The organism is Haloprofundus halobius, assembly GCF_020097835.1.
In the GTDB taxonomy this organism is placed as follows: domain Archaea; phylum Halobacteriota; class Halobacteria; order Halobacteriales; family Haloferacaceae; genus Haloprofundus; species Haloprofundus halobius.
Window position 1 is genome coordinate 389,019 of sequence record NZ_CP083667.1, and the last position, 16,620, is coordinate 405,638.

The window sequence follows — 16,620 nt, forward strand, 5'->3', positions numbered from 1 at the left end:
ACGCGTGAGGAGCCGGTCGAGCGACGCGGTCGCGGCGTCGGATCAGTCGGCCGCCGACTGATGCCACCCCTCTTTGCGTCCGACGTTTCCGGTCCATGCAGAAGGTCTACGTACCCGTTAGTGAGTGCGCTGTCCATCCCCGTCGATCTGTGTAGCGTGAAGTCATCGGTGGCGAGTACGTGTCGGGTAGTAGTACACATCTCGAAACGCGGCGTTCGACCGGTGTACTCATCTATTGAAAGGAAGAGAGGTTGTATTCAATCTGATTGAACGTTGTTTCGTCAAAGGCGAATAACAGGACGTGTCAGACGAGAAGTCGTCTCGGGATTTGTGACCGACTCCGCGCTCGACGCCTCCGGAGTCGTTCAACAACACTAATTGAGAGTCGAGCGGAGTTCTTCGCCGTCTGGACTCGGCGTCGTTCGGACGACCTTCTGAACGAACGCGCCCGGTGTTACACACCTAGACGTGTAATGTTTCCATCGGCACTACACCTGATCGCGGATTCAGTAACGCGTTCCAGACAAACGAAGGATAGGTAAGGGATATCCGATTTCTAAATTCAATATTTGTTATGATGAATGTTGGGGCGCGAGGAGTGAGTAGGTCGTCAAATTGTTCAACGGTAATGAACGATAGACAGTATGCTGATTACAGCGTCTGTATTCCAAATATTGGTTTCTCGAGCCCTGTATAGGCAGACATCGAGTTGCAAGTTGGCACCGTGTGAATCGTTCCTGACGAACAAAGGCCCTCACGTGTCCCACCGGAGAACCTTTGCCTCCCGACGCACAGTAACGAGCAGAAGTCCAGCCGGTAACGAACCGATAGTACCGGTGTTCGGCGGGACGCCGGCCAGTATTACGGCAGCGGTGAGAGCCGTTCAGGACGGCGCCGAGACGACGCTCGTCAGCCGACGAGACTATCTCGGCGGGATGCTCACGAATAACGTCTACGTCTTCGAGACACTCTATCACTCCGTCTCGCGGTCGCCGCTGCTGGGCGAGTACCTCGCCGGCGTTCGAGACCACTACCGCGAGCGGTACGGGGCGGATTCCGCGCAGGACGCTGGCTATGACGACGGCTACCTCCACGAATCACACGTTGCCAATGCGGTATTGACGGCGATGGCGGACAGATGGGCGTCACCGCGGTCGGCGAGGAGTTCGGCGACTGCGCCGACGGTGACGACACCGTCTCGGGGAACAGCGGCAGTTATCATCTTACGCCTGCTGTGCCGGGCGGGCGTCTGAAGATTCGAGAGGCGTCTGGCGCTGCGACCGGCGGGAACGCGGAGACGTGCGAAGGTGACGCATACATTAATTTTCCACGGGCGTAAAGCGATGGCACATGACTCGATACATCGAGTACTGCCGCACCAACGTCGAAGCCGACGCGAGAGCGTCGTTCGCAGCGCTGGACGCGACGGTCGTCGAAAAGTGCTGCTTACGGCGATGTGGCACCTGCTACACGGATCCGTTTCTGGTCGTCGACGGTGAGCCCAGACGCGGTGAGAGCCACGCCGCGCTCGTCGCCGCGCTCCGGGAGGAGTCTGAATGAAACTGCTGTTCGTCTCTATCGACAGCCTCTGTCGTCACTTCCTCGATGTCTATGAGCCGAGCGTCGACCTCGACGTCGAGACCGAGAACCTCGACCGCTTCGCCGAGCGAGCGGCCGTCTTCGACTCCCACTACGCGGGGAGCCTCCCCTGCATGCCCGCCCGTCGAGAGTGGCTCACGGGGACGCAGGAGTTCCTCTGGCGCCCGTGGGGCCCCATCGAGCCGTTCGATACCACCGTCCCGAGAGCGCTCAGAGAGCGAGAGGTCGTCACGAAACTCGTCACCGACCACTACCACCACTTTCAGCACGGCAGCGGGGGGTACTACGAGGATTTCAACGGGTTCGAGTTCATTCGCGGCCACGAGTACGACGCGTGGAAGACGGCGCCGCGGGAGCCCTCGTCGTACGTCCACGAGCAGTTGGGCTTCGCCGCCCCGGACGACCCCCTCGGCTACGGCTACCTCAACCCGGCGCAGTACTCCCGGAACGTCGACGGCTTCGAGGACGAGGCAGAGTTCTTCGGACCGAAGGTGTTCGCCGAGACGGCCGACTGGCTCCGCCGTAACGACGAGTGGGACGAGTGGTTCTGCTACGTCGACAGCTTCGACGTTCACGAGCCGTTCCACCTGCCGGAACCGTACGCCTCGGTGTACACCGACGAGGACCCTCGGGACCCTGACCTCACGTTCTGGCCACCGTATGGCCGGACCGACCGCGGCGAGAGCGAACTGAGCGAGCGCGAACTCGACTTCGTCCGGTCGCAGTTCGCCGGCAAGCTGACGATGGTCGACCGGTGGTTCGGCCGTGTCCTCGACGCGCTCGACGAGCTGGCGCTCTGGGACGAGACGATGGTGGTCGTCACCGCCGACCACGGCTTCTACCTCGGCGAACACAGCTGGGTCGGCAAACCTTTCGAGGCGCCGCTGTACGACGTGCTGGCGCACACACCGCTGTTCGTTTGGCACCCCGACGCCAAGCGGACCGGCGAGCGCGTCGACGCGCTCACCGCGGCGGTCGACCTCAACGCGACGCTGCTCGACGCGTTCGGCGCCGAGGAGGCGGCCGGTCCGCACAGTCGGAGCCTCCTGCCGCTGCTCGACGGCGACGTCGACGCGGTTCGCGAGTGGGCGCTCTACGGCTACTGGGGGTCGAGCGTCAACATCACTGACGGCGAGTTCACGTACCTCCATCCCTGCGACGATGACGTCGACAGCTACTGTCACTCAACGCAGATGATGAACCCGCACTCGTGGTTCACGCCGCCGAAGCCCCAGCCGGACGCCGAATCCGGCGAGTTCCTCCCGTACGCAGACGCGCCGGTCTGGCGCTACGCGGCGCCCTCCTACAGCCGACACGACGCCCCGCTGCTCTTCGACACCCGGAGCGACCCCTGGCAGGAGGAGAACGTCGCCGACGACGACGTGGAGTCGGACCGGATGCGGGACCTGCTGGTCACGGCGCTCAACGAACTCGACGCGCCGGCCCACCAGTACGACCGACTGGCGCTCTCCGCGGCGGAGAGTGAGTGACATCGAGGGGTTCCGATTCGACATCGTTGTACTCGGTGCGACGCCGGGAGGTATCGCCGCCACGGGAGGCGGGAAGTCGGCTGTCGGCGCGGGAACGGTCGGCGGCGACACCACCGCGCCGTACGCGGAAGCAACGCACCACAGGGCTCCGTAGCGTCGGGAATGGTGCCTTCGGCTACCGATGGGAGGCATCACCTCGCGGGTGGCGCAGCGGGAGAGAGTGCCCATTCACGAAAGCAGACATCTCCGGATCTGGTGTATTGTTTCATAATACATACATATAATTCCTTGATTTTCGTTATATTGAAGTGAATAGTCAAAACACTTTTTAGGTACTGCATCTACGGTGATAGAGAATGACACGCCAGAGCCAACAGAGGCGACAGTTTACCGAAGGATGGGCGTCCCGGCGTAAAGTACTCAAAACAGCTGGAGTCGGCGCGCTCGCCGGACTCGCCGGCTGTCAGCGCGACACCGACGACCAAGCGGGGACCGGAACAGGCGACGACAACGGCGACGACGGTTCGGACAGCGGGGCTCTCGACTCCGACCTCACACTCGACTCGCTCGGCGAACCGGCGGACGACGTGCAGTGGAACGAGTTCAACTTCGCGAGTTACAAGTGGATGGTACAGGCCCACGTCATGGACCCCTTCGGAGTGTACGACCCCGTCGAGACCGAGTTCGTCGGCCTCCTCGCCGAAGACTGGTCTATCGACACGGAGAACCAGACGATGGAGTTGAACCTCAACCAGAACTACCAGTGGCACGACGGTGAGGAGACCACGAGGCCGGTAACCGCCGAAGACGTCCGCGTACACTTCATGTTGGAGCAGTACATGGGCTTCTCCTCCTCGGAGTACCTCGACGAGATCGAGGCGGTCGACGACTACACCGTCCGCTTCCAGCTCAAAGGCGGCCACGAGAACAAGGACTACATCCTGTTCAGCCTGATGACGAACGTGCTCTCGCACGGGATGGAGGAGTACCAGGACTGGCTCAAGCGGTTCGAGGACGCCGAGGGTGACGATGAGATCGACGAGATCGCATCAGAGCTCTCCGAACACAGTATAAGCAGCGAGGAGATGGAGTCGTACGGGCCGTTCGCGGTGAAGGAGGCCTCACGGGAGGAGCTCATTACAGTCCGGAACGAGGGACACCCAGTGGGCGAAGAGATCAACTTCCCGCGGACGGTCTTTCAGTACTTCGGGAGTGAACAGAAGATCTACCAATCGCTCTCCAACGGCCCGCTCGACGGCCACCTCCGGTTGAACGTGCCGTCGGACGTCAGCTCCGGTTTCCCCGACCACGTCGAGAACACGACGTACCCGTCGCTGGGGGGACTGGCGCTGACGTTCAAGTGGGACGACGACGTGGTGGGCGACCCGCGCGTCCGAAAGGCCATCGCCTACGTCATCGACCAGAAGACCGTCGCGGCCAACGCCGGTGAGGAGACCCACGAGCCCGTCAGCTACCAGACCGGCATGTCGCCGAGTCGGATGTGGGACCACCTCGAGGGCAAAGAGCCGTTCCAGAAGTACGACAAGAGCCACGAGCAGGCCACGCAACTGCTGGAGGACGCCGGGTTCACGAAGGAGGACGACCAGTGGTACCGCCCGGACGGCGAGGAGTTCGGCCCGGAGATCAAGAGCGGGACCACCGGCGGGTCGGATCTGATCGCCCTCGAGACGCTCACCAGTCAGCTCAAGCAGTTCGGCATCTCGGCACAGCTCAAGACGATGGAGGCGACGTCCTTCGAGTCCAACGTCTGGGAGCAGGGCGACTTCCGTATCGCGACCGGCTCGTGGGGCGCTGATTTCCCGCAACCGTACGCATGGTACAATACCACGTTCCTCGAGGACCGCGAGAACGTGGGAATGCCTAACGAGATCTCCCTCCCGCCGGTCGGCGAACCCGACGGCGACGAGAACGCGCTCACGCTCAACCTCGACGAGACCATCGTCAACCTCACCAGATACGAGGGTGAAGAGCTCCAGCAGATCGTCAGAGAGCTCGCGTGGGCCCACAGCTACGCGATGCCGAAGTTCCAGGTGTACGAGAGCCGGACGCAGACGTGGTTCACGAACGACGAGTGGGAGTACCCCTCGCTCGACAGTGATATCATGCAGCGTCAGTTCTACACGCCGCTGCATTACATCCTCAAGACCGGCCAGTTCAAGGCGAAGACCGAGTAGGGACGTCGGGCTCGGATTTCTCTTTTTTCCGAATCCGCTGCACCGAGAGTAGCAGCGGCGCTCGCGCCCGATACGTAGGTCCTCGAGCCACTTCGTATCACTCGCTCAGGATTACACTCACCGCAGAGTTTAAACCCCTTCCTACAGAACAACTTTGGTATGCGATGGCTCGCCAAAAGAGTCGGCCAAGCGATCTTTACACTCTGGGCGGTGGTAACGCTGTCGTTCGTGCTCATCCGGTTTCTCCCCGGTGGGCCGATCGATTACCTCGTCGTCCAGCTTCAGGACCAAGGAATCCCGGACTCGCAGATCGGTAACTACGTCAACAACTACGTCAGCTTCAATCCGGATCAGCCGCTGTGGATGCAGTATCTCGACTATATCGTCTCCGTTCTCCAGGGCGACTTTGGGGAGGCGTACTTCCTCGACGGCCAGGTGTTCGATATCCTCGCTCAGGCGCTCCCGTGGACGGTGTTCCTCGCCGCCATTGGCACCTTCATGACGACCGTCATCGGTATTATCGTCGGCGGATTCATGGCGTACACCGAGGGGAGCAAGTTCGACACGGGTGTCACCCTGTTCTCGACGATCGCGGGGGGAATCCCGTACTACATCCTCGCTATCGGGCTCCTGTACGTTTTCGCGTACCGACTCCAGTACTTCCCCACGGGCGGGCAGGTCAACCAAGACCTCGTCCCGGGGTTCAAGTGGCCCTACATCAAGAGCGTGCTCTACCACGCGACGCTGCCGCTGCTCTCGACGACGCTCGTCGGGTGGGGCGGGGTGGCGCTATCGATGCGCGGAAACAGCATCAGCGTTCTCGGGGAGGACTACATTCGCGTCGCGCGCCTCCGGGGGCTCCCCCGTCGTCGAATCGCGATTCGATACGTCGCTCGCAATGCGATGCTTCCGATGTACACCGGTATTCTGCTCGCGATCGCGTTTATGCTCGGCGGCTCCGTGATTCTCGAGGAGATATTCGCGTATCCGGGCGTCGGCTACTACCTCTTCGAGGGGACCGTCGCGCGCGATTATCCGGTCATGATGGGCGGGCTCATCATGATCTCGACAGCCGTGATCGTCGGCGTACTGATAGCCGACCTCACGTACAGCAAGATCGACCCACGAGCGGCCGGCGAAGGGAGCCGGGAGTCGTACTGAGGACCCAACGATGGCATCACAACAGACGGACGGCGAACGTATGGCGGCGGACGAACTCCCCTTCAGAACGGTGGCCGATGCGGACATCTCGCGCCGCGAGAAGCTCCGCTACACCGTAGACAGCCTCGTTGTCGCACCGTTCAAGATACTCTGGGCGGACTGGCGGGCGAGAGTCGGCTTCCTGATCATCTTCCTCTACGTCCTGATGGGGACCGTCGGCGTCCTCGTCAACCCGGTTCCGACGTCCGGGATGGACCAGCGGTACCTCCAGCCGTTCCACGACAACTGGCTGTCGTTCGAGACGATATCGGTGCTGGGCGTCGGACTCCCCATCGACCCCGTCATCTACCTGCCGCTCGGGACCGACGCACTCGGGAAAGGGCTCTGGTCACAGCTCGTCCACGCGACGCCGGCGATGCTGAAGATGATCATCGCCGGCGCCGTCTTCTCGACAGTCGTCGCGACGATACTCGGGACGCTCGCTGGGTACAAGGGCGGCTTTACTGACCGGAGCATCATGACGATGGCCGACATCACGATGACGATTCCGGGCCTCCCGCTGGTCATCATCATTGCCGCCGCACTCCAGCCCGAAAACCCGTACGTTATCGGGCTGATACTCGGCATCAACAACTGGGCGGGGCTTTGCCGCGCGGTTCGCTCGCAGGTTTTGAGCGTCCGCGAACGGGACTTCGTGGAAGCGTCCCGCGCGATGGGGCTGTCGACGCCGCGGATCCTCGTCGACGATATCATCCCCGACCTGATGTCGTACGTCTCCATCCACTTCGTCACTGCCGCCCGGGGGATCATCTTCGAGTCGGTCGGTCTCTACTACCTCGGCATCCTCCCGTTCACGACGTTCAACTGGGGCGTGATGATGAACCTCGCTTACACGACCTCTGGTGCACTCTACACGTGGGAGTCCGCGCATTGGCTGTTCCTGCCGATGCTCACCATCACCGTGCTCTCGGTGGGGCTAATCCTGTTCTCGCAGGGGCTCGATCGAATCTTCAACCCACGAGTGCGAGCTCGTCACATGAAGCACGCCAAGGGCAACGACGAGGAGGAAGAACAGAATAGCCCAATGGAAACTGTGCCGACCAACTGAAATCCAATGACGATATCCAACCAACAGACTGAGACGATAGCCGAACCGACCAACAGAGACGTGATCTTAGAGATACGGGACGCCACCGTCAGCTTCGACATGGACCGCGGAGAGTCGCGCGTACTGGACTCCGTCTCCATGGATATCTACCGCGACGAGATTCTCGGCGTCGTCGGGGAGTCCGGTTCCGGGAAGTCGATGTTCGCCTCCGCGCTGCTTGACGCAGTCGTCCGCCCGGGTCAGCTCACCGGTGATATACAGTACTACCCCGAGCCCGGGGAGCGAATCGACCTCCTTGACCTGAATCCAACCGAGCTGAAACGGCTGCGCTGGGAGGAGATCTCTATGGTGTTTCAGGGAGCGATGAGTTCGTTTAACCCGACAATGACGATCCGGAAGCACTTCGAGGAGACGCTGGACGCCCACCAGACGGACCGCGAGGAGGGAATCGAACACGCCCGCGAACTGTTGGCGGACCTCTATCTTGACCCCGAACGAGTGCTCGACAGCTATCCCCACGAGCTCTCCGGTGGGATGAGCCAGCGCGCGCTCATCGCGCTCTCGCTCGTGCTAGAGCCGAAAGTGCTGGTGATGGACGAGCCGACGGCGGCGCTGGATCTGCTGATGCAGCGCTCGATACTCACCCTGCTCGAGAACCTGCAGGAGAAGTATGACCTGACGGTTATTTTCATCACTCACGACCTTCCGCTCGTCGCGGGGCTCGCCGACCGCCTCGCTGTCATGTACGCCTTCGAGATCGCGGAGGTCGGCCCCAGCGAGGAACTCATCCGGGACGCGGCTCACCCGTACACCCGGGCGCTCCTGAAGGCGGTACCGAACCTCGACGCCCCCCTCGACCGGATGCGGCCAATCGAGGGGTCGGCGCCGGACCCCGTGAACGTGCCGGCGGGCTGTTCGTACCACCCCCGCTGTCCGCTCGCCGACGACGAGTGCGTCGAGAACGACCCAGGCCCCTACGACGTCGAGGATGAGCACGTCGTGCACTGCCACCACTGGGAACAGTCCGCCGAGGCGATTCCGTACTCCGTCAGTGGATCCGCCATCGACGACGCGGAGGTGTCGGAATGAGCGTCGACGAACCGCTGCTCCGTCTGGAGGACGTCGAAGTCCATTTCCAGAACCAGCAGGGGCTCCTCGACCGGATACTCGGGAAGTCCGGCGGACAACGGGTGAAGGCCGTCGACGGCGTCTCCATCGACATCGAGGAGAACGACGTGGTCGCACTCGTCGGCGAGTCAGGGTGTGGGAAGACGACGCTCGGCAAGACCGCCATCGGTCTCCAGCGGGCCACTGGCGGGAGCGTCAAGTACCGCGGACAGGACATCTGGAAGGCAAAGGACGGCGAGGGTGATGTGGAGATACCCCACAAGGAGATCCGGCGCTCGATGCAGATCATCCATCAAGACCCGGGGAGTTCACTCAATCCGAACAAGACCATCATGCACAGTCTGCAGGCGCCGCTGAAGCGGTGGCAGTCCGGTCTCAGCGAGAAAGACCGCCGGGCGCGCGTGCTCGGGATGCTGGAGCATGTCGGGATGTCCCCGCCTGACGACTACGCCAACCGCTACCCCCACCAGCTCTCCGGCGGCGAGAAACAGCGGACCGCGCTGGTGCGTGCGTTGCTGATGAACCCCGACGTCATCCTCGCTGACGAGGCGGTGTCGGCGCTGGACGTCTCGCTGCGGGTGGAGACGATGGATCTCCTGCTCGACCTACAAGAGGAGTTCAACACGTCGTTCATCTTCGTCTCGCACAATCTCTCGAACGCCAGGTATCTCGCCCAGAAGGCCGGCGGGAGGATCGCGGTGATGTATCTGGGTCGGATCGTCGAGATCGGGCCGGCCGAGGAGATCCTGCAGAACCCCCGTCACCCGTACACGAAGGTACTCAGATGGGCGACGGCCGACCTCGACCCGGACAAAGCGCAGGCGGGGACGCCACCCGTCCGGAAGGTGGACATCCCCGACCCGAAGAACCCGCCGAGCGGCTGTCGGTTCCATACCCGGTGTCCGGAGGCGCGCGAGGCCTGCACCACCGAGGAGCCGGAACTGGTCTCGCGCTCGGATGACTCGGCGTCGCACGTGGCGTCGTGTTTCCGGCAGTTCCCCGAAGGGGAGCACGAGTACTGGTCCAGTCGCGAACTGAGCGACGACGACTCGGAAGGAGGTTTCACCAGCGAGAGTACGGCGTCCGTCGAGGGGAAATAGGCCGTAGACGGCGAGCGCGTCTGCCCCTTCCCGTCTCCGTCTATCGTGCCCATCCACATGGGTCGACCAGCATCGTAACCAGTACCGCCATCACCAGTTGAGACCCTCCCAGTCGGTGTAGAGGAGGGTTCCCACGATTGCTAGTGTGACCGCAATGACGCCGAGACTCAGAACAGCGACGACGAATGCACCCGTCCCGGGTCTAACCACCGTGAACGAAATGCCGAGCAGCACGAGGAGAACGATGTTGACGCCGAAGACGATGCGGAAGAATTCGCGCATGGGTGGCATCGTTCGTCAACCGTAAAGAGCGTACCGCCCGTGAAACCCATCGGTCGGTGTGCACCGGGACTTGCGACCGCCGGGCGTCGGCGCTCCGAACTCGATTCGGGTCTCCGGTATCGGTCTGGAACCGTGGGATTAATTCGGAATATTGGAACCGATAGTAACCGGTGAACGTGACATCTTCCGACAGATACTTGCGCCGGTGATTTGACAACGATGCATGGAGCAAGGAGCTAGTTACTTCGGAGTCCGCGACCTCCGGCACGTCGAGGCCGACCTCGACAGATTCGCCGACGAGGGACTAAACGCGATACTGCACACGTACAGCGAGCGCGACCAGAAGTTCTACGAGGGGACGATGGCCGACATCGTCGCCGCGAGCAACGATCGGGGATTCACGACGTACGTGAACCCCTGGGGCGTCGGGAAGGTTTTCGGCGGCGAGGCCCTCTCGCAGTTTCTCGGAAAGAATCCCGGGGAGAGACAGCAACTCACCACCGGGAGCCGCGAGCACGCCGCCTGTTTCAACAGTCCGACGTTCCGCGAGTTCATGCGTGAGTGGACGCGGTCGGCCGTCGAACTCGACCCCGACATGCTGTTCTGGGACGAGCCCCACTGGATCCTCCCCGACTGGTTCGACGACGACGAACCGGACGATGCGTGGGTCTGCCGGTGCGAGCACTGCAAACGGCGGTACCGCGAGCGGCACGACGCGCCGATGCCGGTGACGGAGGACGAGACAGTTCGTCGGTTCCGCGAGGACTCGCTATTAGAGTTCCTCAACGAGCAGATGGCCATCGCCCACGACCACGGCGTCGAGAACGCGGTCTGTCTCGTTCCGGAGTCCGACGCCGACCACGGCATCGCCAACTGGGAGCGCCTCGCGGAAGACGAGTACATCGACCTCATCTCGACGGACCCCTACTGGGGGCTGTTCGCCGGCGACGACGTCGACGGCTTCGTCCGCGAGGCCGTCGAGCGCGTCACCGACCTCGCGTCGGCGTACGACCTCCGAAGTCAGATCTGGGTCCAAGGGTTCGGACTGTCCGACGAGCCGTCGACCTACGAGAACATCCGGAAGGTGACCCGCGAGGCGGCCGAGGGAGGCGTCGACAGCACCTTCATGTGGGGCTACGACGGCTGTCGCTCCATCTCCTCTATCGCCTCGGAGAACCCCGACCGGGTCTGGGAGACGTACGTCGACGCACTCCCGGGTGCGTCGTACTGAACGGACGGTAACCCAGACGTCGACCCCCGTCGACTCCCTTCGATCCTCGTCGGCTCCTCATCGGCCCCCGTCGAACGCGCTCCGCCTCGGGAGCACCGACACAGAGATTTATCACCTCCGCGTGAGAGTCACGTGTATGGACGTAGGAGTGCTCACAGCGCCTCTAGTCGACCAGCCATTCGAAGACGCCGCCGAGTACCTCGCCGGACTCGGCGTTGACGCGGTCGAGATCGGCTGCGGCGGTCTCCACGGCGGCGAACACCTCGACCGCGAGGCGCACCTCGACGACGAGGACGAACAGGCCGCGTTCCGCGAGACGCTCGACGAGTTCGACCTCCGAGTGAGCGCGCTCGCGTGTCACGACAACCTACTGCATCCCGACGAGGAGACGGCAGAGACAGCCGACACGGACCTCCGCGAGACCATTCGGCTCGCGGCCCAACTCGATATCGACGCGGTTACCTGTTTCTCGGGACTGCCGGCGGGCGGGCCGAACGACGAGGTGCCGAACTGGATCACCGCGCCGTGGCCGACCGAGCACGCCGACGCCCACGAGTACCAGTGGGAGGTGGCCGTCGACTACTGGGCGGACCTCGCCGAGCACGCTGCCGCCCACGAGGTGGACGTCGCCATCGAGATGCACCCGAACATGCTCGTCTACGAACCGACGGGGATGCTACGCTTACGCGAGGCGACCAACGAGTACGTCGGCGCGAACCTCGACCCCTCGCACCTCTACTGGCAGGGTATCGACGCCACAGAGGCCATCCGCTACCTCGGCGAACGCGACGCCATCCATCACTTCCACGCAAAGGACACGAGAGTGTACGAGCACAACGCCCGCCTCAAGGGCGTCCTCGACACCGACCCCTACACGGCGGAGGCGGACCGCTCGTGGCTTTTCCGAAGTGTCGGCTACGGTCATGGCGAAGAACACTGGAAGGATATCGTCTCGACGCTTCGGATGGTCGGCTACGACGGCGCGCTCTCCATCGAACACGAGGACTCGCTCACCTCCTCGCGTGAGGGACTCGAGAAAGCCGTCGACCTGCTCCAGCGCGCGACGTTCGAGACGACGCCCGGCGAAGCCTACTGGGCGGAGTAACTCGGTTCGTATGGGCGAAAGCGCCCGAAGAGCGGCGGGCGAGTCGCCGGGATGTGATGACGGGGACACTTACGAGAGCCGATAGACGCCGGCCTCCCACGGTCGAAGCGTCGCGTCGGCCTCAACGAGCGAACGCGGGTCCGAGCGCGACCCGTTGTGGTAGAGTGTCTCGACGGCGTCGAAGGCGATGGCGTCGGGGAGTTCGAAAGTCGACGTCTCGCTCGAGAAGTTCAGCACGACGAGCACCCGCTCGTCGTCGAGCGTCCGCGTGTAGCTGAACAGTTCCGGATGTTCGGGTAAGAGGAGGTCGAACTCGCCATAGACGAGCACCGGGTGCTCGTCGCGGAGTTCGATCAGCCGACGGTAGTTCTGCCAGACGGAGTTCGGGTCGTTTCGTTCGCGTTCGGCGTTGACCCGCTCGTAGTCGTCGTTGAGCTTGATCCACGGCTCGCCGTCGGTGAAGCCGGCGTTCGCCGCTGCGCTCCACTGCATCGGCGTCCGGGCGTTGTCCCGCGTCCGGTCGTTTATCAGCTCACTCACCTCGTCGAACCCCGAGACGTTGCCCTCCTCGACGGCGTGTTCGACGCTCAGTCGCGTCGCCACGTCGCGAATCTCCCCGAAGCGCTCGAACCGTGGGTTGGTCATCCCGAGTTCCTCGCCCTGAAAGAGCAGCGGCGTCCCGCGGAGCGTAAAGAGCAGCGTCGCCAGCGCCGTCGCCGACGCGCGGCGGTGCTCCTCGTCGCCGAGGCGGGAGACCGCCCGGGGCTGGTCGTGGTTGTTGAAGTAGAGCCCCTGCCAGCCGCCGTCAGTCAGCCCCTCCTGCCACCGCTCGACGACGCGCTTCAGTTCGGGGAGCTCCCAGTCGCGGGGCGCCCAGCGCGCGCCCGTCCCGCGGTCTAGTTCGACGTGCTCGAAGCTGAGCAGGATGCTCAGGTTCTCGTCCTCGTCGCCGACGTAGCGCCTGGCCTCCTCGACGGAGAGGTCAGGCATCTCGCCGATGGTGACCACGTCGTCGCCGAGGCGACGGCAGAACGCCCGGAGGTACTCGTCGACGCGCGGACCGTTGACGACCTCGTGGAGTCCGGTCAGCCCCTCCTCCGGGTCGGCGTCGGGGAGCCCGTCCGGTTTGGAGATGAGGTTGATGGAGTCGAGACGGAAGCCGTCGACGCCCCTGTCGAGCCACCACTCGGCCACCTCGAACAGCTCCTCTTTGACCGCCTCGTTCTCCCAGTTCAGTTCGGCCTGCCGGTCGTGGAAGAGGTGGAGGTAGCACTCGTCGGTCACGTCGTCGTAGGTCCACGCCGGACCGCCCCAGAGCGCCCGCCAGTTGTTCGGCCGGGAGCTGTCGTCGGCGTCGTCGCCATCGCCGTTCCCATCATCCGTCTCGCCCGATCGCCAGAAGTAGTACTCGCGGTAGTCGCTATCGGCCGACTGGCGCGCGTCGACGAACCACTCGTGTTCGACCGACGTGTGGTTGATGACGAGGTCCATGATGAGCCGGATTCCCCGGTCGTGGAGCTCCGAGCGCAGTCGCTCCCAGTCGGCCATCGTGCCGTACTCATCGGCGATGGCCCGGTAATCGCTCACGTCGTAGCCGTTGTCGACCTGCGGGGAGCCGTACACCGGACTCAGCCAGACGGCGTCCACGCCGAGGTCGTCGAGGTAGTCGACTTTCTCGATAATGCCGGGGATGTCGCCGACGCCGTCGCCGTCGCTGTCGTTGAAACTTCGCGGATATATCTGGTAGACGGTCGCCTCCGTCCACCAGGGGGTTGTTTCGTCCATCTGCACGGCGATGCGGACGGCCGATACATAGTTCCTTGTGCTCGCGGGGGTGTACCGGACTCCGCCCACCGCGCGTGTGACCACTGGCGGCAGGCCGTCACTCCCAGTCGTCAGCGTCGACGCCTGCGTGCGCACGAACGAAGTACTTCTCGTCGCCGAGTTGGCCGCCCTTCAACGCGAGTTCGAGACCGTCGAGGTCGGCGACGCTCGAGCGAGCCGTACAGAGCGGGCTTCCGGGCGCGAGCGGGTAGCGCGTGCGCAGGGCGTACACGTCGAGCGCCGGCGTCACGTGGCCGCACGTGTCGCCGCCGGCGACGCAGACGCGGTCGAGGGATGTCCGGTCGAGCAGGCGGCGCAGGAGCGAGCCCTGCTCGGTGCCGACGAACTCGCCCACGTCGTCCGGCGCATCCTCGACGGCGGCCGCGCGCTGGCGGGTCTCCTCGATGGCCGGGTCGTCTGGTCCCCGTGCAGCGAAGACGACGACACTCTCGTCCCGGTCGAGTGCCTCGGTCGTCGCCTCGAACGCTCGCCGGCGGGCCGCCTCCTGCTTCTCAGGGTCGACAAGCGCCGCCGTGTCGAGTCGGACGCCGACGAACCCCGCGTCGAGCGCGGCGTCTATCTGTCGCGCCGTCAGGGGCGAAGCGCTCCCCGACATCACGAGGAGGCGGTCGACCGGGGGAAGCGACTCGAACGACGGAGTTTCGTCGAGGACGTTCGCCGTGCGCCAATGGTCCGCTAGCGCGTACTGGACGCCCGAGGAGCCGACGACGAACGACGGGTCCGAGGGGTTGTCCGCACACGTCTCCCAGATGGTCCCACCGGCCGTCCGGAGGTCGTCTTCGTCCAGCGCGTCGAAGAAGACGACGTCCTCCGCGGCGCGGTGCGTCTCGAACTCGCGAACCGACGCGTCGAGCCCCTTGCGGACCGTCAGCACGTCGACGAGGCCCATCGACCGGTCGGTCTGCTCGGCGAGGTGGCGTCGCAGGTCGCTCTCGTCCATCGGGGTGACGGGGTGGTCGCGCATCGTCGGGTGACGGTCGAGTCGGAAGACGTCGGTGTCGTCCTCGGCGAACATATTGCCGAAGACGACGTAGCGCCCCAACGGCGGCGCCGCCGGGAGGACAGGGATCGACTCCTCGTCGAAGACGTCGGCGGCGACGTCGATGGCGCGGCCGATGCTCCCGACGTCGGGCGCGGAGTCGAACGTCGAACAGATCTTGTAGTGGACGAGCGGCGCGCCGAGTTCGGCGAGCGCCTCGAAGGCCGGACGAAGCTCAGCCACCATCTCCTCAGGTGCCATCGACCTGCTCGTGCCGGCCATGCCGACGGCGTCGGCGTTCGGAAACTCCTGACGAAGCGTCTCCTCCTCAGGAGCATCAAGGAAGAGGACTGTCTCGACCCCTGCACGGGCGAGGGCGTCCATCGCATCCGTCGACCCGGTTACGTCGTCGCCGTAGAAGGCGAGCAGCGGCGCGCCCATCTCACGCCCTCCGTCGTGGTGGTGTGCAGTATCGAACCCTCGGTCTCGGCGGTCGACGTGATCGAACTCTCCGTCGCGGCTGTCGTCGCTCTCGGTACGCTCGCACGGTGGTCCGCTCGGGGGGGAGGATCTGCCGTCCGGGTACAGTTGTGGATGCGTGCACGCTCTTCTCGTTTCGCCGGGTGATGTTAAAGACTCGGAGAGTCGGCACGCCGCCAAACACGTCTCCCGTCCGAGGAACGTCTTCGTCACACGAACACTTATGCCTACTGCCACCGCAGCACACGGCAATACCGAGATGACGGAACCAGAGACACTCCGAGCGGAGCGCGAACAGGTAGGAGAACTCGGCCGCGAAATGCTCGCACAGGGGCTGACGCGCGGCACCGGCGGCAACGTAAGCGTCCGGTCCGACGACCACGTCGCCATCAGTCCGTCCGGTGTCCCGTACGAGGAGGTGACCCACGAGACGGTGCCCGTGGTGGACCTCGATGGAGAGCGTATTCGGGGAGAACTCAAGCCGTCGAACGAGACGCCGATGCACACGATACTCTACCGGGAACGTGACGACGTGGGAGGCATCGTCCACACCCACTCACCGTATGCGAGCACGTTTGCCAGCCTGAACGAACCGATTCCGGCGTCGCACTACCTCATCGCCTACGCTGGGACGGAGATCCCGGTTGCCGGCTACGAACCACCCGGCACCGAGGCGCTGGGCGAACTCGCCGCCGAGGCCATGGGAGCCGACTGCGACGCCGTCCTCCTGAAGAACCACGGCGTCATGGCCGTCGGTGCGACGGGGGCGGACGCACTAGAGGTCGCTCAGATGGTCGAATACTGCGCTCGTATCCACTATCAGGCGATCAACGTGGGAGAGCCTGAACTCCTCCCTGAGAGCGAAGTCCGGAAGCTCCGCGAGATGTTCAGCGAGACGTACGGCCAACAGTAGAGCA

The 16,620-nt window shown here is 63.8% G+C and carries 15 protein-coding genes; 12 read left to right on the top strand and 3 right to left on the bottom strand.

Annotated features, from left to right (window positions below):
• The first annotated feature begins 644 nt into the window (after nucleotides 1-644).
• The 9 genes from LAQ74_RS18730 (at nucleotide 645) to LAQ74_RS18770 (ending at nucleotide 9,781) form a co-directional block, all read left to right on the top strand.
• The gene (locus LAQ74_RS18730; RefSeq protein WP_224337734.1) at nucleotides 645-1,253 is read left to right on the top strand and encodes an FAD-dependent oxidoreductase; all 609 of its coding nucleotides are present in this window, start codon (nucleotides 645-647) and stop codon (nucleotides 1,251-1,253) included.
• Between the two features lie 97 nt (nucleotides 1,254-1,350).
• The gene (locus tag LAQ74_RS18735; RefSeq protein WP_224337736.1) at nucleotides 1,351-1,560 is read left to right on the top strand and encodes a DUF1450 domain-containing protein; all 210 of its coding nucleotides are present in this window, start codon (nucleotides 1,351-1,353) and stop codon (nucleotides 1,558-1,560) included.
• Nucleotides 1,557-3,089 carry a sulfatase family protein gene (locus tag LAQ74_RS18740; RefSeq protein WP_224337738.1) on the top strand — a complete coding sequence of 511 codons (1,533 nt, stop codon included), beginning with the start codon at nucleotides 1,557-1,559 and terminating at the stop codon, nucleotides 3,087-3,089. Before LAQ74_RS18735 ends, LAQ74_RS18740 begins: the two co-directional genes overlap by 4 nt.
• On the top strand, nucleotides 3,082-3,243 hold the full coding sequence (locus tag LAQ74_RS18745) for a hypothetical protein (RefSeq protein WP_224337740.1): 162 nt from the start codon (nucleotides 3,082-3,084) through the stop codon (nucleotides 3,241-3,243). Before LAQ74_RS18740 ends, LAQ74_RS18745 begins: the two co-directional genes overlap by 8 nt.
• 202 nt (nucleotides 3,244-3,445) lie before the next feature.
• A complete protein-coding gene (locus LAQ74_RS18750; protein WP_224337742.1) occupies nucleotides 3,446-5,284 on the top strand; it encodes an ABC transporter substrate-binding protein in 1,839 nt (612 codons plus the stop codon).
• 159 nt (nucleotides 5,285-5,443) lie between these two features.
• On the top strand, nucleotides 5,444-6,445 hold the full coding sequence (locus LAQ74_RS18755) for an ABC transporter permease (RefSeq protein WP_224337744.1): 1,002 nt from the start codon (nucleotides 5,444-5,446) through the stop codon (nucleotides 6,443-6,445).
• Nucleotides 6,446-6,455: 10 nt separating this feature from the next.
• Nucleotides 6,456-7,553 carry an ABC transporter permease gene (locus LAQ74_RS18760; protein ID WP_224337747.1) on the top strand — a complete coding sequence of 366 codons (1,098 nt, stop codon included), beginning with the start codon at nucleotides 6,456-6,458 and terminating at the stop codon, nucleotides 7,551-7,553.
• Nucleotides 7,554-7,559: 6 nt separating this feature from the next.
• Nucleotides 7,560-8,642 (top strand): ABC transporter ATP-binding protein, encoded by a 1,083-nt coding sequence (locus LAQ74_RS18765; RefSeq protein ID WP_224337749.1) that lies wholly within the window; start codon nucleotides 7,560-7,562, stop codon nucleotides 8,640-8,642.
• Entirely contained in the window at nucleotides 8,639-9,781 is a 1,143-nt protein-coding gene (locus tag LAQ74_RS18770) for an ABC transporter ATP-binding protein (RefSeq protein ID WP_224337751.1), read from the top strand. Before LAQ74_RS18765 ends, LAQ74_RS18770 begins: the two co-directional genes overlap by 4 nt.
• A 90-nt stretch (nucleotides 9,782-9,871) precedes the next feature.
• Here LAQ74_RS18770 and LAQ74_RS18775 read toward each other — a convergent pair whose 3' ends face one another.
• A complete protein-coding gene (locus LAQ74_RS18775; protein WP_224337753.1) occupies nucleotides 9,872-10,063 on the bottom strand; it encodes a hypothetical protein in 192 nt (63 codons plus the stop codon).
• A gap of 223 nt (nucleotides 10,064-10,286) precedes the next feature.
• On the opposite strand from LAQ74_RS18775, the gene LAQ74_RS18780 reads away from it, so the two are divergent.
• Both LAQ74_RS18780 and LAQ74_RS18785 read left to right on the top strand, forming a co-directional pair.
• Nucleotides 10,287-11,294: a hypothetical protein gene (locus tag LAQ74_RS18780; RefSeq protein ID WP_224337755.1), complete on the top strand. Its 1,008-nt coding sequence runs from the start codon at nucleotides 10,287-10,289 to the stop codon at nucleotides 11,292-11,294.
• A 136-nt stretch (nucleotides 11,295-11,430) separates the two neighbouring features.
• A complete protein-coding gene (locus LAQ74_RS18785) occupies nucleotides 11,431-12,399 on the top strand; it encodes a sugar phosphate isomerase/epimerase family protein (protein ID WP_224337757.1) in 969 nt (322 codons plus the stop codon).
• Between the two features lie 69 nt (nucleotides 12,400-12,468).
• On the opposite strand, the gene LAQ74_RS18790 is transcribed toward LAQ74_RS18785, so the two are convergent.
• Both LAQ74_RS18790 and LAQ74_RS18795 read right to left on the bottom strand, forming a co-directional pair.
• A complete protein-coding gene (locus LAQ74_RS18790; RefSeq protein WP_224337759.1) occupies nucleotides 12,469-14,184 on the bottom strand; it encodes a glycoside hydrolase family 13 protein in 1,716 nt (571 codons plus the stop codon).
• A gap of 97 nt (nucleotides 14,185-14,281) precedes the next feature.
• A complete protein-coding gene (locus tag LAQ74_RS18795) occupies nucleotides 14,282-15,664 on the bottom strand; it encodes a four-carbon acid sugar kinase family protein (protein WP_224337761.1) in 1,383 nt (460 codons plus the stop codon).
• A gap of 298 nt (nucleotides 15,665-15,962) precedes the next feature.
• Here LAQ74_RS18795 and LAQ74_RS18800 point away from each other — a divergent pair, with 298 nt between their 5' ends.
• On the top strand, nucleotides 15,963-16,616 hold the full coding sequence (locus LAQ74_RS18800) for a class II aldolase/adducin family protein (RefSeq protein WP_224337763.1): 654 nt from the start codon (nucleotides 15,963-15,965) through the stop codon (nucleotides 16,614-16,616).
• The last annotated feature ends 4 nt before the right edge of the window (nucleotides 16,617-16,620 follow it).

Coding starts and splice junctions, on each gene's coding strand:
- LAQ74_RS18770 (WP_224337751.1), top strand. CDS start 8,639: ATGAGCGTCGACGAACCGCTGCTCCGTCTGGAGGACGTCGAAGTCCAT.
- LAQ74_RS18795 (WP_224337761.1), bottom strand. CDS start 15,664: ATGGGCGCGCCGCTGCTCGCCTTCTACGGCGACGACGTAACCGGGTCG.
- LAQ74_RS18765 (WP_224337749.1), top strand. CDS start 7,560: ATGACGATATCCAACCAACAGACTGAGACGATAGCCGAACCGACCAAC.
- LAQ74_RS18740 (WP_224337738.1), top strand. CDS start 1,557: ATGAAACTGCTGTTCGTCTCTATCGACAGCCTCTGTCGTCACTTCCTC.
- LAQ74_RS18750 (WP_224337742.1), top strand. CDS start 3,446: ATGACACGCCAGAGCCAACAGAGGCGACAGTTTACCGAAGGATGGGCG.
- LAQ74_RS18760 (WP_224337747.1), top strand. CDS start 6,456: ATGGCATCACAACAGACGGACGGCGAACGTATGGCGGCGGACGAACTC.
- LAQ74_RS18780 (WP_224337755.1), top strand. CDS start 10,287: ATGGAGCAAGGAGCTAGTTACTTCGGAGTCCGCGACCTCCGGCACGTC.
- LAQ74_RS18735 (WP_224337736.1), top strand. CDS start 1,351: ATGACTCGATACATCGAGTACTGCCGCACCAACGTCGAAGCCGACGCG.
- LAQ74_RS18755 (WP_224337744.1), top strand. CDS start 5,444: ATGCGATGGCTCGCCAAAAGAGTCGGCCAAGCGATCTTTACACTCTGG.
- LAQ74_RS18785 (WP_224337757.1), top strand. CDS start 11,431: ATGGACGTAGGAGTGCTCACAGCGCCTCTAGTCGACCAGCCATTCGAA.
- LAQ74_RS18790 (WP_224337759.1), bottom strand. CDS start 14,184: ATGGACGAAACAACCCCCTGGTGGACGGAGGCGACCGTCTACCAGATA.
- LAQ74_RS18775 (WP_224337753.1), bottom strand. CDS start 10,063: ATGCGCGAATTCTTCCGCATCGTCTTCGGCGTCAACATCGTTCTCCTC.
- LAQ74_RS18800 (WP_224337763.1), top strand. CDS start 15,963: ATGACGGAACCAGAGACACTCCGAGCGGAGCGCGAACAGGTAGGAGAA.
- LAQ74_RS18730 (WP_224337734.1), top strand. CDS start 645: ATGCTGATTACAGCGTCTGTATTCCAAATATTGGTTTCTCGAGCCCTG.